This window comes from Bartonella sp. MR30HLJHH (genome assembly GCF_042194195.1).
GTDB classification, from domain to species: Bacteria; Pseudomonadota; Alphaproteobacteria; order Rhizobiales; family Rhizobiaceae; genus Bartonella; species Bartonella grahamii.
Window position 1 is genome coordinate 151,622 of sequence record NZ_JBHIMO010000001.1, and the last position, 15,978, is coordinate 167,599.

Genomic DNA, 15,978 nt, shown 5'->3' on the forward strand with positions numbered 1-15,978 from the left:
TAAATTAACGGATGTCCTTTGCAATTTATGTCATTGTTATATAAAAGAACCAGTATTTCATCTCATCTTCATAGTTGATACATCCATGAGGAACTTCTCTATGTTGTTCATCATCTCAAATTTCGGTACGTATTGAGGTATTATCAATTAAAAAATGATGATGTTCATGCTCATGTCGATGTTTTTTTAAAATGTACGAATTGCAAAAGACTGTTGCAAACGTTCAATGGCATGTTGTGCTGATCTGAGTGTTACATGACGCCCATGTTCTTTATAGTGTAAGGTGAGTGCAAAAGTGGCGAGCTCTAAAAGAGCTGTATTTCTTTCTGGCCATTCAACAAGTAAAATATTTTTCTCACGAGCTTCATGAAGCCCTAATTCATCAATTTCTTCTGCCATAGAAAGGCGGTAAAGATCAGCATGAATAATTTCAAATTGTGGAAGTTGATAGCTTTGCACAAGAGTAAAAGTAGGGCTTGGAACATCCATAGTGTTATCATTCGCAAGTGTTTGAATGATTGTACGTGCAATAGTTGATTTTCCAGTTCCAAGATCTCCTTGCAACGTTACAAGATCCCCCGGCTTTAAAGAAAGGGTTAAATGTTGTGCAAAAAGCTTTGTTGCCTCTTCATTTTCAAGAAAAAAACTAAAATTCATTAAGAGTTCCATGAAATGGATGAAAAATTTTTGTTATAATAAAGATTGAAATTAAAAAATCTTATCTCCTTTGGGAAGTGGGAAAAAACATTTAACTGTTGTTCCTTTTCCAGAACCGGTAAGAATCTCAACATGTCCACCGTGTAGTTCAACGAAACTCTTCACAAGGGAAAGGCCAAGACCCGCTCCTGCACGCCCGCCATGGTGTGAATGAGAAGAAAAACGTTTAAAAATACGATCAAGGACGTCTTTTGGAATATCAGAGCCTTCATTGTGAACGCTAAAGACAATATTATCATCTTGTTCATCGACGCAAAATTCAATAGTGCTCGCTTCCGTTGCAAAATTAATAGCATTACTCAGCACATTCACAAAAATTTGATGCAAGCGTTTTTCGTCAGCAGAAATGGAATTTAAGGAAGGAGAAATTTGTTGTAAAAGCGTAATATGGCGTCCATTAAGGCGATCTTCTATACGTGTTACTGCTTGTATCATAGCATCTGCAATATTAACCGATTTTATGTCCAACTCCATAATGCCTGCATCAAGGGTAGCAAGATCAAGAATATCGTTAACAATATTTAAAAGAGTTCCTGATTCTGAATGAATATGCCCAAGATATTCTTGTTGACGTTTATTGATAGAGCCGAAAATTTGATCACGTAAAATATCCGAAAATCCAATAATATTGGTGAGAGGTGTACGCAATTCATAGGAAACATGTTGAACAAATTCATTACGCAAACGATCAGCACTTTCTAATGCTTCATTTCTTTCTTGAAGAGCACGCGCAACATGGACAGTGTCCGTAACATTCACAAAAGTAAGCATCGTTTGTCCATCGGGAAGAGGGACCAGAGTATAGTCAATAATCATATCATTTTTAAGATCTATACGACCTGAATATGTTTCACGTTTTTCAGCAAAACCGGTAATGAATTTGGTAAATTGATCCCATTCTTGTCCTAAGGTTAAGGCTGAACAATGGCTTTGTAACTGTGTAATATGGGTCCCTTCTACCAGTAAATTATAAGGAAGCGACCACAATTTCGACAAGGCAGGATTCGATAAACGAAGGCGCCCATCAGTACCAAAAACAACCACGCCTTCGGAAAGTTTATCAAGTGTTTCACCTTGTATTTTAATAAGTGTATTATAACGGCGTTCAAGATCAATTTTTTCTGTAAGGTTTTCGTAAAGCCAAGTGACACCTCCTTGTGGATGAGGGTTCGAGATAACACGCACCGTACGCCCATCTGGAAGATTCCAAATTTGTTGGTTCGATTCTGTTTGTCGATAGGCTTTAAAAAGTTCTTCTTTCCACGCGCGCCAATCGGGGTGTTCAGCAATGAGCCCTTTTTCACGTAAACGTTCAAGAAATAATGTATGGCTTGGTTCACTTTCTAAAAAGGAAGTCTCCAACGGCCATAAAATTTTAAAAGCATGATTACAGAATTTTAATTTTTGGTTTGTATCAAAAATAGCTACAGCTGTTGAAATTTGGTCAAGTGTTTCACAATGGCTTTGAAGAACATAACTTAATTCATGAGCAAGATTTTCATATGCGCTGTCATCACGCGCAAAAGCTGCCATCCCTTCGGCTGTTGTAATACGTGTGAGATGAAAACGATGTCGTTCTCCATCAATAACTGTGTGAACATGTTCTTGAAAAATTGTTTCTGTTTCATCTGTTTTGCGTTGTGTATTTTCATTGAAAAGATCCCCCACTTCATCACTGTCTTCACGAAAATCTGTCATTTCTCTAAAGGCGCGATTGATAAAACAAACTTTTCCTTCACAATCTTTTATCCATACGGGCTCTTGAATAAGATCAAGAAGATTACGCTGCATTCTCAGTTCAGTAAGAAGGCGGGCGATATCTTTCTGTAAACGAGCATTTTCACTCTGTTGTTTTGAGATATCTTGAAAACGAGCAATAGCGACTGTTCCTGCGATGACTCCTGTAACTTGCAGCAATACATTGTTTGTGGTGGTGATAGAAAGATCAAAAGGGTGACATTTACAACGTAGTTGAGTCAATGCATAATCAAGTTCTCGCAGAGAATTTTCTTCAACCCAGAGCTCAAAACGCTGAAAATCTTTCTGGTCGATTCCTATTTTTTGCAATGCAGAAAGGGCACCAACGACACGGGGTAGGGTTGTTGGATTTTCCCAAATAAGAAGGAATTGCTCGGTTTCTTCTAGAAGCCATTCATAATATTTAAGTTTTTCAGAAAAATTTGCCTGAATTATATTCAAAGGCTTCTGTGCAGTTTTTTTTGCACGCATAATAACAGCTAGGCACGTGAGAAGTGAAGCACAAGAAATTCCTCCACATAGCGCTAAAAGCAGCCATGGACCATCTAGTAAAATGAAGAAAAATGGTAAATAACCTTCCAGTGGCTGAGCAACAGCGCATGTTGGAGAAAAAAAGAAAAAAAGGCAAAATATATACGCATAGATTCGAATCATTTTTTGAGCTTGTTCTTTGGGGTTATAGTCACCAAAGCTGCGCACGACATCTTTCCCTTTTTTAACCCAAGGAAATGTTTAGTAACGGTAATGGTTTGGTTTATAAGGTCCTTGTGGTGTGACTCCAATATAAGCGGCTTGTTCTTCTGATAAAACACTTAATTTTATTCCTAACCGATCAAGATGTAGACGTGCAACTTTTTCATCAAGATGTTTAGGCAAAACAGTGACTTCATTTGTATAGTGTTCTGCACGGGTAAAAAGTTCAATTTGCGCTAAAACTTGATTAGTAAATGAGGCTGACATGACAAAAGAAGGATGCCCAGTCGCATTCCCGAGGTTTAACAAACGCCCTTCAGAGAGCAAAATGATGCGTTTTCCATCGGGAAAGGTGATCATATCAACTTGTGGTTTAATATTTGTCCATGGCAAATTTCTAAGGGCTGCGACTTGGATTTCGTTATCAAAATGACCAATATTTCCAAGAATACACATATCCTTTACTTGTCGCATATGGTCTAAACGAACAACATCTTTATTGCCTGTTGTCGTGATGATAATATCAGCACTGGAAGCAGCATCATCCAAATTAACAACTTCATAACCATCCATAGCTGCTTGAAGAGCGCAAATAGGATCAATTTCTGTTACTTTAACACGAGCCCCAGCACCAGAAAGAGATGCTGTTGAACCTTTTCCTACGTCACCATAACCACAAACAATGGCAGTTTTACCAGCGATCATCACGTCTGTTCCACGTCGAATACCATCGACCAATGATTCTTTACATCCATATTTATTATCAAACTTTGATTTAGTGACGCTATCATTGACATTAATAGCAGGAAAAGGCAAAAGCCCTTCTTTTTGTAACTGATAAAGACGGTTTACACCTGTTGTGGTTTCTTCGCTTACACCTTTAATTGCTGCGCGCTGTCGTGTAAAAAATCCTGGCGTTGCATCCATACGCTTTTGTATTTGTTTGAAAAAAATTTCTTCTTCTTCTGTTTTGGGATGCGATAGGATATCTTTATTTTGTTCTGCACGACTTCCTATTAAAATATAGTTTGTGGCGTCAGCTCCATCATCTAAAATAAGATTGGAAGGATTACCATCTGGCCATTGGAAAATTGCATCTATATAAGTCCAATATTCTTCCAATGTTTCACCCTTAACGGCGAATACAGGAATACCAGTTGCGGCGATAGCTGCTGCTGCATGGTCTTGCGTAGAAAAAATATTGCTAGAGCTCCACCGTATATCGGCGCCAATCGCTTTTAATGTTTCAATTAAAACAGCTGTTTGAATTGTCATGTGCAATGAGCCAGAAATACGCGCTCCGCGCAAAGGTTGATTAGAGGAAAACTCCTTACGACAAGCCATCAAACCAGGCATCTCAGTTTCAGCAATATCAAGTTCTTTACGACCATAAGCGGCAAGTGCAATATCTTTGACAACAAAATCTTGAGCTGCCATTCTTTATTCCTTTAAAATAAGTTTTTCCAAGACGGTAGGAGAAATTAAAAAAAAATGCAAGACAAGAAGAGGACTTCTTTATGTGAAAAAGCTCTTTTAAAATCTCCAGAGAGAATACCTTTTAAATAATAAAAATTGAGCATTGCTTCACAGTTTTTATATCGATTTTTTATGGGATAATATCGAAAGTAGTATACTTGTATTCTACTCGCTTATGCGGTTGTTGAAAAAGGAAGTATTACCTTACTTTAATCTCATTATTAAGCTTTCTACCAAAATAATATAATGCAAAGCCATAGGTTATCATATTTATGAATAGGCAATTCAGAATCGGTTCTTTAGGATTCCAATGTTGCATCTGCTCTTGGATAAAGACAGTTTATAGGGAGTGCTTTTCTCCTATTTTCAACGATTTTTATCAAAATACTATAGATATACGATTAAACATTTTTTGTGATACTGAATAGAGCATTAAAAATGCAAAGACATTACTCTATTGAGCACTCTGATTTTAAAACCGCTAACAACGAGCTATAAATTATAAATCAAATAATTAACTCATTTCTGGAAAAATTTATTCTAGACAAATAAGTTTTGCGAAAATTGACCATGTGGACGAAATCGCCAAAGATAACTTGGCAAGAATGCAGCCATTGCTCTGGGGGTAATTCCCACACCTTCTAGAGTATATCCATTCTCTATAGCCTCTTTAGAAACAATGTTATCCATTTGCAAAAAACGTATTTGATTGGCTGTTACGAGTGTTGGTACAAAAGGAAATTTACCGATAGTTCCCAAAATTCCTCCAATCAATAGACCAGCAGAAAGGGGCATGGATAGGATTGTTTTTTTACGGTGAATAATTTTGAGTATATTTTCAAGAGTATTTTGAAAGGTGATAATCTGGGGACCACCAAGATCATAATTTTTTCCCCAAGCAACCTGTCCATCTAAAGCGCGCGCGATAAACTCAGCAACGTCACCAACATACACGGGTTGCAATTTGCTTTGCCCACCCCCAAAAAGAGGCATAATTGGTAAAAAACGTGATAAATCTGCTAAGGTGTTAAAGAAACAATCTTCTGGTCCAAAGATAACGGATGGACGGATAATAATTGCTTGAGGATGCTTGTTATGAATGATTTGTTCACCCATAAACTTAACACGTGCATAAAGACATGAAGCATTCTCGTTAGCTACAAGTGTTGACATATAGATGAGTGGAATAGCAGCTTGTGCTGTTAATTCAGCAACATTGTAAGCACCATCAATTTGTGTGTTTTTAAAATTCGATTGATTTGCTTGTTTTAAGCTACCAGGTAAAAACACTGCCGCATCAGCTCCAAGCAACGCGCGTGCAACAGAGGCACGATGCTTGATATCCGTTTTAAGCATTTGGGTTTGTCCTACTTCTCCTATTTGGAGCATGTAATAAGCTTTTTGTGGATAACGAACAGCGATACGAACGCGATATCCCCGCTTAGTCAAAGTTTCAACGACATGTCGTCCTACAAAACCAGATCCGCCAAAAACAGTAATAAGTTTAGGATGTTGATAAAGTGCACAATCAAGTTGCATGATTAAAAAGTCTATCTTTCAAAGCTTTAAAATAATCAATTTCTAGCATGGAGGTGTTTTATTGTCACGTAAAATATCGCCCGCAAGATAAAGGGAACCACTAATAAGGACAATTGCCTCTTTATATTCGGCTCTAATCTTATGCAAAGCATCTTGTAGATGTGCTTGTGGAGTAGCAAAGATTCCTGCTTTTTGCGCTGATTCAGCTAATTTTATTGGAGAGATACTGGCATTATTGTTAATCAGCGGTATCGTATATATTTTATCGACAAGGTTCGCTAAGGAACGAAAATAACCGACAGCATCTTTGGTATTGAGCATGCCAGCAATCATAATAATGGGACGATCTGTTTTTTTTCTCCATTGTGTAAGTTCTGCCGCAATAACTTTTCCAGCAGCAGGATTGTGACCACCGTCTAACCATAAATCAATATTAGGAGACAGTTGATCAACCAAATGTCCTTGGATAAGATGTTGCATCCGTGCGGGCCAATAGATATTTTTCAAAGCGTCATTTATGGTTTGTTCTGAAAGTTGAAAACCTGCTTGACAAACTGCTTCAAGAGATGCGCCAGCATTGGCAACTTGGTGGTTTCCAATAAGGTTAGGAAGTGAAAGATCCATGAGACCTTGATTGTTTTGAAAAACCATACGTCCATGTTCTTTATAACTTTGATAATCTTGATCAAATAGAGAATAAGGTGCTTTATTTTTATCGGCAAGGGGTATTAAAGTAGCAAGAGTTTCTTCATAATTTTGCTTCCCGATGACTACTGGAACATTTGGTTTGATAATTCCCCCCTTTTGAAAAGCGATTTGAGCAATTGTGTTTCCAAGAAAGTTCTCATGATCATAATCAATGGGCATAATAAGCGATACAGCTGGTTTGTTAATGACATTGGTAGCATCAAAACGCCCTCCCAACCCAACTTCTAAAATGACAACATCAGCTGGATGTGTACTAAACAGCATAAAGGCAGCGGCTGTAAAAATTTCAAAAATAGTAATCGGCTCTTGACGATTTACTTTTATAATTTCACGGATTGTCTCAGCCAATTGGTTTTCTGTAACAAGTTGACCACCTCCTTTTTGACCTAACCGGCAGCGTTCATTCCAGTTGACGAGATGAGGTGAGCTATAGACATGAACGCAGTATCCTGCACTTTCTAAAAGAGCACGGCAAATCGCTGAGGCAGATCCTTTGCCATTTGTTCCAGCGATGTGAATAACAGGGGCAAGTTTTAAATGTGGATTACCAAGACGCTCTAAAAGGTGAATAATACGCTCTAAAGAAAGATCAAATTTTTTCGGATAATTTTTTAGTAAATCATCCACCACCCTTTGTATCTGGTTTTGTTGCATAAATTTAAGCCGCTTTTGTCGTAGAAAGCGATGTTTGAGAGTCTGTTGGGGATGGATCGGAAGGGTCAAAAACAGCAGGGCGTTTCATCATCAAACGTAAAAGACGCGCAATTGTTGTTTTCATTTCTAAACGTGATACAACCATATCAATCATACCATGTTCGAGCAGATATTCACTACTTTGAAAACCTTCTGGTAGGGTTTCGCGTATAGTTTGTTGAATCACACGTGGACCAGCAAAACCAATCATAGCGCCAGGTTCAGCAATGTGAATATCACCAAGCATGGCGTAAGAAGCAGTAACACCACCGGTGGTTGGATTAGTCAGCACAACAATATAGGGAAGTTTTGCTTCTTTCAACATTTCAATCGCTACGGTTGTACGAGGCATTTGCATCAACGAGAGTGTTCCTTCTTGCATGCGTGCGCCACCAGAAGCAGAAAAAAGAACTAACGGGCGCCTTTCGGCAATGGCAGTATCAAAAGCTTTAATAATGGCTTCTCCTGAAGCCATACCGAGTGATCCACCCATAAAGGCGAAATCTTGAACGGTCGCAATGATTGGTAAGCCTTCAATCGTACCACGTGCACTTAAAATATTGTCATCAACACCAAGTTTAGAACGATAATCTTTTAACCGGTCAATATAGCGTTTTTCGTCACGAAATTTTAAAGGATCTGTTACAACTTTTGGATTTTCAAGAGCTGTATAAACACCACCATCAAAAAAATGCATAAGACGATTTTTAGCGCTGATACGCATATGATGGCCAGAATTGGGAGCTACAAATTGATTAGCTTCCAGATCTTTATGGAAGATCATTTCACCACTGGTAGGATCTTTAATCCATAGATTTTCTGGAATTTCACGGCGCCCCAATATAGAGTTAATTTTAGGACGAACATAATTTGTAATCCAGTTCATCTTTATAACCTTCCTTTAAATATTACACATCTTTCGCATGATTTGAAAGAATATGAACCCAAGCAGTCAAATTTGCTTTACCGGTAGAACAAAGGAGTCTATTTAATACTTTTATCAGTGTACGTATAGCTTGTTTTTTAATTTTAATTTTTCCAATATCATAACAATCATATCTATGAAGAGTATACCCTATAACAAATTTCTCATAAGTTTAAGAACTTACATGTTTTTATTTTTTACTTTGGTATTAAAATTCACTCCTTGCGATGGTTAACAAACCCCTTATTTTTTAATAAAAATGAATATCCAATTAATCATTTGTATCAACGGTTTTGAAGAAAAGAAACCTTATAATATAAGGCGTTAATAAGGCTAAAATAATCCATTTAAGATAATGCACATGATAACACCATATTAGCGAAACGCTAACATCAGAGCAAGATTTTTTTCAAAAGGTTTCTTTAAAGCGCGCGCTTTTCACAATTAAAATAGAATACCCTTAAAATAGAATACCCTCAAAAATGCTATTATATTACTCATTCATGTGCTTGTTTTACAAAGACATTTTTCAATAATTTCCAAAACTCTCTTATGACGGTTCTCAGAAGAGCATATACTCTTCATGAATGGTATAAAATACATTATGCTCTTCATTTTACTGAAATAGAAGGTACAAATCGATATCATCATACTCTTTTCCAGTTTTAATGTGACGATAATGTTTGCATTGAGAGGATTCATAAAAGGTATTTCACGCCTTTTTGAAAGTACCTTTATCCACACACCACCTCCGTTTATGACATATTAACAAACGATTTCAATTAATCCAATATGAATAGGATTAAAATGAGAAAGCCTCATGATATTTAGGTTTTTCACTCATGTTGTGAAACAATAAATTATCGTTATAAATCAATATATTACTTTAATAAAAGATAAAGCATAAAATTTTATATTATGCTTTTTGGGCTGGCAAGTTTTATTAGCCTTAAAGTCAAGTAACATTATTTTTGTGTAATGCGTGCCATGGTCTTTTGGGAAAGCATTTTGTGTAAATATGTCATAAAGGCGGCTGCAAAAAGCGGTGTTGCTAAATTAAGAATTGGAATCGAAACAAAAAGCGCTATCAATAATCCTGCACTAAAAACCGTTGTGTAATGAGTATGTAAAAAAGCACGTGCATCTTGTTCTGTTCGAAAACGATAAGCAGCAAACAAGAAATATTCATGACCAAGCAAATAACCATTAATAACATAAAAAGCGATTAAATTAATACCTGGTATGAAGAATAAAATAAAAGCAGTTCCATTACCAAGAAGGCTTAAAATAACAAATTTAAAGGAAATGATAAGAGAACGCTGAAACGGCAAAGCTTGTCCAATAGGCTCGTTTGGGTAATCCTCTTTTTCAATGATTTCAGCAACAGAGTCAATGAAAAAACCACCAATCATAGCTGCGATTGGTGCAATCAAAAAAGCCAACAAAAGAGCCAAACCAAGATTAAAAATGATAAGCATGCTAAAACCAATCCATCCCGCCCAACTAGGGAGTCCAGGAAAAAACTGAGCAATCCAAGGCCAAAAGTAAGACATAAAAAGTTGGTGCACACATAACCATAAAATGGCGAGAATGAAAAAAGTAATCCCCAATGCTTTCAGTATCATAATACTATATTGCGAGGTCAGAAGACGTTGTAAAGCACGATAGGCAGCAGTAAAAATCATAAATTAATAAACTAAGGAAAGAAGCAAAAAAAACAAGAAATATATTTAAAGAATGTACGGTGTAGTTTTTTCTTTTTTGAATTACAAGATTTCTTTTCAAGAACATTATAAAAAATGACCAAGGTTTCTTTGTTTAAAAGAAAGTTTGAATTTTAAAAATCAAGAAGAATTTAAAAAGCAGCTGTTGTAGAAGAAATTTTTAATATTTTTGTATAGAGTGTAGGTTATTGCATTTATATGTGAAAAATTAAGGAATAAGAACTAGTTGGGAGGAAAGTTGTTGACTTCTATTTATTCAGTAGAGTTGTCTAATTTCGTTTATCTACGTGCTTAATTGTTTTGCACAATTCCTGATACTCTGTACTTTTATACTATTTGGCGGCATGCTTTTGCCTCTCGCTTTTATTCAAAACATATTGAGTTCAATGGAATAGGAGTAACGTAGTAGCTTGTAGATATTCTGATTTGGGCAACAGAATGATTAATATGATAGAAGTGGAAAAAATAAGCTTAGGCGATTGACTGTCCATATCCCATGGAAGGGTAATTTCTTGAGAAGAAGCCAAAGAGTGGGAGGCACCACTGATAATTAAAAATGATGAGATTTTGAATTTTAAAAGCTATAAGTGCAATGAAGTAAGAACTCATTGAAGCACTTTTCATACAAGTGGTGCACTGTATCAAATAATTTTTAGATAATAACACCACTAAGTTATGGAGGGAATTGGTCATTTTCAACTTGAATAAGAATCCAAAATATAGAAATATTCTTTAATTTCAAAGCCTCTATTCAACATCAAAAGATTATTTACTTGAACATTATAGGTGAGACCAACTGTATGGATACAAAGCTTTCGATAAAGGAATAAAATGCTTCTCATGAAACACCACAATGTGAGGATATTATGGATCGAATTCTAGTCTTTGTGGTCTTTGTATACTAGAGAGAGGACACACAGATTTAATTTTAAAGACTGATCACTGAGGAAAATAATAAAAGAATCAGTTTCATAAACTTATAGACAGGGGTGCAATGAATTTTGTCTACACTCTTTATAAGCGTCAGTGTGAGATATTCTTCAAATTGCATTGAGATGTTATAATACATTGATTTATACATTATTTTTCATGGTGAATAAGAGCTCCAAATAAAGCTGTCATATTTTCTCATTAGCTGCTCTCATCATGAAACAATCAAAATCATTTATTTGCACACCATAAATAGGACCAATATGGGGATAAAAACATTGAAGAAAGAAAATGCTTTTATAAATTTTATCCAGTGCAAGAGCTTTCTCAAAATTGATGGTAGGCAAAGTGAATAATAGCTTATTTTTTATAAGCTGGGGAGACAGTGGTGAAATAGATCCTACTTTTTATGAAGGCTATGGGTAAAATGGAATTTTTTAAAGAAATATTTCCCAACGCTCGTCACACCCATTTCCCAACAGTGCCTGTGAATGGTATAAGGGTAAAGCTCTCGTGAATAATATAAAACTTATAGGGCACCACTATCTTTACGCTTAATAAAAGAGCACGGCGGGCACCATCATTCTCTCAGTATTGCTCGACAGCCCTTTGTTCTTGAGACGGTCCGTTATAAGCGTTTTTAGTTTTTTCTTAAACGTTTTGTATTCATACGGCTATCCTTGTTTGCAACGTGCAAGAAAATGGTTTTTATTGATTCAACATGAGAGAGATTTGAAATGAGAGAATCTTACGATATTCGGGATTCTAATTTAATATGAACAACGCTAGATTATCATTATAAATCAAAATATTGTATACTAATCGAGATAGATAGACACCTATTGTTAGTTCTATTTTATAAGGTGTTTTAATATCAACGCGTTTGAAGAGTTATTATTTGAAATGGGGTATATTTTCCTCATTAGGAGTAAGTGTCTGGGGGGCAAAAAATGATACAATCATGTTTGCTAATTTTTGCGCTACGTGTTGTTTACTCATATGGGGCCATTGTTCAACTTTTTCCCTACTCACGAGATAAACTTGGTTTGTATCAGCACCCATGACACTTGTACCATCTAGTTGAAGAGAAATATCATTAGCAAGAATGAAATCAGCTCCTTTTTCAACACATTTTTTTTGCGCATTGGCAATGATATCACATGTTTCAGCAGCAAAACCAATGACCAATGAGGGGCGATTTGGAGCGTGTCCAATCGTTGCTAAAATGTCAGGATTTTCGGCCATATGAAGGGATAGTGGTATTTTATGAGCATCCTTTTTAATTTTGTGTAAAGACTGTGTTTGACTGCGCCAATCACAAACAGCGGCAACGAAAATGGCACCATCAGCAGGCAATGCGGTTTGAACGGCTTGTAACATCTGTTGTGCTGTTTCAACATGAATGGTTTTTACTTCTTGTGGGTCTTCAAGATTAACAGGTCCACAAATAAGTGTTACTTTTGCACCCAAATGCGCAAGAGCAGTTGCGATGGCATGACCTTGTTTACCTGAAGACCGATTAGCAAGATAACGCACCGGATCAATTGGTTCATGGGTAGGGCCAGAGGTAACGATGAAATGGCGGTCAGAGAGAGGTTTTTCATGCACATTCAAAAGAGCCTCTATGGTAGCGACAATCGTTAAAGGTTCGCTCATGCGCCCATATCCTATCTCGTCACGTTCAGCCATATTTCCGATTTCTGGCCCAATGATACGAACGCCATCTGCGCGCAATTGTGCAACATTGCGAATAGTGGCTGGATGCGCCCACATGGACGGATTCATAGCGGGTGCAATTAAGAGTGGACAGCGTGCCGCTAAAAGGACGCAATCAGCCAGATCATCTCCTATGCCATTGGCTATTTTTGCAATGCGATTGGCTGTAGCAGGGGCTAAAATAATAAGGTCAGCATTACGTGCTAATCGGATATGTCCAATATCGTGTTCTTCTTCGCGTGAAAATAAATCAGTATATACAGTACCACCGCTTAAAGCTTCAGCAGCTAAAGGCGTAATAAATTTTTGCGCTGCTTTTGTCATCACAACTTTTAAGTGTGCTCCACGTTCTTGTAAACGGCGAATCAAATCAAGTGCTTTATAGGATGCAATACTTCCCCCAATAATAAGAAGGAGAGATTTTGATTTCAATGATTGCACTTCAACAGCACTAGTATGAGAGAGTTGTGTGGTGAGAGGAGTGGGATTGCTTAAAAGGCGTCGGACTTCTTCTTCCATAGAAATACCATTTTGCGCGGCACGTATGCGCAAAGCTTCTTTGGTTTCAGGAGACAGGTTACGAATAGTAATACTGGCCATAAAATACCTCCAAGAAATAAAATGATTTCAATGATTTCATCGTTGATATTTTTAGCATATTAAGGAAATTAGAAAAGATGAAAAAAGTAAAAAGTGAGACAAACGCAACAAAGCGCAATGATGAAAAGGCTATAACGACCATAACGGTTTCTACGACTTTGTTCGACAGCAAGTTGTTTGAGGGTGGCAGGAGAAAGATTAAAACCTGTTTTTCTCATTTGATTGAAATCTTCTTCTATCCGTTGGAAATTTTGAACCAATTGTGGTGTTTTGCGTGCCAGCGAAAGGAGAGCTTGCGCTCCTTCACTAAAGTCTTTTGCAACGCCTAAGGGTCCTAAATTTTTACTAATCCATTCTTTGACAACAGGTTCAGAAGCTTTCCACATATTAAAAGTGGGGTCTAATGTGCGGGCAACACCTTCCACGACAACCATCGTTTTTTGCAGTAATAAAAGTTCAGGCCGCGTTTGCATGTCAAATAATTCAGTGACTTCAAACAATAAAGTGAGCAATTTAGCCATGGAAATGCTTTGTGCTGATTGTCCGTGAATTGGTTCGCCAATAGCGCGGTTGGCTTGCGCAAAGCTTTCAATATTATGGTGTGAAGGAACATAACCTGCCTCAAAATGGGCACGTGCAACCCGATGGTAATCGCGAGTAATAAAGCCGTAAAGAATTTCAGCAAGGAAATGCTTTTCTTTTTTGCCAAGCCTTCCTGTAATGCCTAGATCAACAGCGACAATACATCCTTTTGCATCTACAAATAAATTACCAGGATGCATATCGGCGTGAAAAAAACCATCACGCAATGTATGACGAAGAAAAGATTGAATAAGCGTAATGGCAAGCGCCTGCAAATCAAATCCTGCTTCTTTGAGTTTGGAAGTTTCGGATATTCTAATACCATCAATCCATTCCATTGTGAGAACATTACGTCCTGTTCGTTCCCAGTTAATACGTGGAACCCGAAAGCCTGTATCATGTTGAATATTTTCAGCCATTTCAGATATAGCTGCTGCTTCTAACCGTAAATCCATTTCAAGGCGTGTTGTTTGTGCTAAAGTATCTACCACACGAACAGGACGAAGCCTTCGAGAGGCAGGGATATAGCGCTCTTGTAAGTGAGCAATGAGATAGAATCCCCTAAGATCTTTAGAAAAACGTGCTCTGATATTAGGACGAATAACTTTTACAGCACATTTTTTTTTATGACCAGTTTCATCACTGTATTCAGCTGGGTGAACTTGAGCAATAGAAGCGGCAGCAATGGGGGGATAAAAGTTTATGAATAAATCATCAATAGAGCGACCAAGAGAACTTTCAATTTGAGCAACAGCGGCAGTGCAAGAAAATGTTTGGACACGATCTTGTAGTTGTGACAAGTCTTCCGCAATATCACGCCCAACAATATCAGGTCTTGTGGCAAGAAATTGACCAAGTTTTATGTAAGAGGGTCCAAGCTTATTAATGGCATACGAAATATTTTCAGATCGCTGTTTTTTTTTCGTTTTGCGTCGTGCTAATGCACTTGCTATACGATGACATAGTGCTGGAAATCCTTGAAGATCATCATGAGGAAGAGCACTTAAAACACCTTCACGTGCTAAAACCCATCCTGCACGCATCAATTGAAAGTAAGGGGAAATTCGCACCATTTTAAATTTTCCAACCTGAATGCAGTGCTGCAATCGCACCGGTGAGATTGCGGTACGATACCCGCGAAAATCCCACATGCTTGATCATATAGGCAAAATCATCTTGCTTAGGAAATTTTCGGATAGATTCAACCAAATAACGATAAGCATCGCCATCATTTGCAATAAATTGACCCAGCTTAGGGATAGCATGGAAAGACCAAAGATCATAAATTTTATCCAGCAGAGGCATCTCGACATTTGAAAATTCTAAACATAAGAAACGTCCACCGGGCTTTAAAACACGAAAAGCTTCTCTAAGAGCTTGATCAATATGAGGAATATTGCGAATTCCAAAAGCAATAGTGTAAGCGTCAAAGCTTTGATTTTCAAAAGGTAGATTTTCTGCATTGGCTTCAACAAAATCAATCAGAGGGGCAAGACCATTTTTTTGTGCGCGTTTTTTGCCAATGTTGAGCATTGAGCCGTTAATATCAAGCACTGTAGCATGGGCTTTTTGGCGTGAAGCATTAAGAATACGAAAAGCAATATCACCTGTACCGCCAGCGACATCAAGAACTTTCCAATGAGAAAGTGCTGGTGGGGAAAGCCAAGCAATCATGGAATTTTTCCACACACGGTGTAACCCTAATGATAAGATATCATTCATCTTATCATAATTTTCAGCAACAGAATGAAACACACCATCCACCATGGATTGTTTTTGTGTTTCATCTACTCTTGTAAAACCAAAAGAGTGCTCCATGCCCCCCTTGGTTCCTACACGTTCTGTTTCAACTGCCATGTGTATGACCTTCCTTATTTTTCTTTTATCGTAAATGAAATAAAGAGGGAATGTTCAAAT

General features: G+C 37.3%; 10 protein-coding genes. All 10 read right to left on the bottom strand.

The features are described 5' to 3' along the window. Positions 1-186: 186 nt before the first annotated feature. Positions 187-657 (bottom strand): tRNA (adenosine(37)-N6)-threonylcarbamoyltransferase complex ATPase subunit type 1 TsaE, encoded by a 471-nt coding sequence (tsaE, locus tag ACFIKR_RS00635; protein WP_273787526.1) that lies wholly within the window; start codon positions 655-657, stop codon positions 187-189. A gap of 51 nt (positions 658-708) precedes the next feature. After that, a complete protein-coding gene (locus ACFIKR_RS00640) occupies positions 709-3,174 on the bottom strand; it encodes a PAS-domain containing protein (RefSeq protein WP_375658425.1) in 2,466 nt (821 codons plus the stop codon). A gap of 33 nt (positions 3,175-3,207) precedes the next feature. Further along, the gene (ahcY, locus tag ACFIKR_RS00645) at positions 3,208-4,605 is read right to left on the bottom strand and encodes an adenosylhomocysteinase (protein ID WP_375658426.1); all 1,398 of its coding nucleotides are present in this window, start codon (positions 4,603-4,605) and stop codon (positions 3,208-3,210) included. A gap of 579 nt (positions 4,606-5,184) precedes the next feature. Beyond that, entirely contained in the window at positions 5,185-6,183 is a 999-nt protein-coding gene (locus tag ACFIKR_RS00650) for a complex I NDUFA9 subunit family protein (RefSeq protein ID WP_375658427.1), read from the bottom strand. A gap of 42 nt (positions 6,184-6,225) precedes the next feature. Further along, complete coding sequence (locus tag ACFIKR_RS00655; RefSeq protein ID WP_375658428.1) at positions 6,226-7,545, bottom strand: bifunctional folylpolyglutamate synthase/dihydrofolate synthase; 1,320 nt, start codon at positions 7,543-7,545, stop codon at positions 6,226-6,228. A gap of 4 nt (positions 7,546-7,549) precedes the next feature. Continuing rightward, on the bottom strand, positions 7,550-8,470 hold the full coding sequence (gene accD / locus ACFIKR_RS00660; protein WP_375658429.1) for an acetyl-CoA carboxylase, carboxyltransferase subunit beta: 921 nt from the start codon (positions 8,468-8,470) through the stop codon (positions 7,550-7,552). A gap of 1,004 nt (positions 8,471-9,474) precedes the next feature. Next, complete coding sequence (locus ACFIKR_RS00665) at positions 9,475-10,194, bottom strand: sulfate transporter family protein (protein ID WP_375658430.1); 720 nt, start codon at positions 10,192-10,194, stop codon at positions 9,475-9,477. A gap of 1,863 nt (positions 10,195-12,057) precedes the next feature. Continuing rightward, positions 12,058-13,479, bottom strand: a complete 1,422-nt coding sequence (coaBC, locus tag ACFIKR_RS00670) for a bifunctional phosphopantothenoylcysteine decarboxylase/phosphopantothenate--cysteine ligase CoaBC (protein ID WP_375658431.1) — start codon at positions 13,477-13,479, stop codon at positions 12,058-12,060. A 68-nt stretch (positions 13,480-13,547) separates the two neighbouring features. Then, positions 13,548-15,134 (bottom strand): 2-polyprenylphenol 6-hydroxylase, encoded by a 1,587-nt coding sequence (ubiB, locus tag ACFIKR_RS00675; RefSeq protein ID WP_375658510.1) that lies wholly within the window; start codon positions 15,132-15,134, stop codon positions 13,548-13,550. Between the two features lies 1 nt (position 15,135). Further along, positions 15,136-15,918: a bifunctional demethylmenaquinone methyltransferase/2-methoxy-6-polyprenyl-1,4-benzoquinol methylase UbiE gene (ubiE, locus tag ACFIKR_RS00680; protein WP_375658432.1), complete on the bottom strand. Its 783-nt coding sequence runs from the start codon at positions 15,916-15,918 to the stop codon at positions 15,136-15,138. Positions 15,919-15,978: the final 60 nt, after the last annotated feature.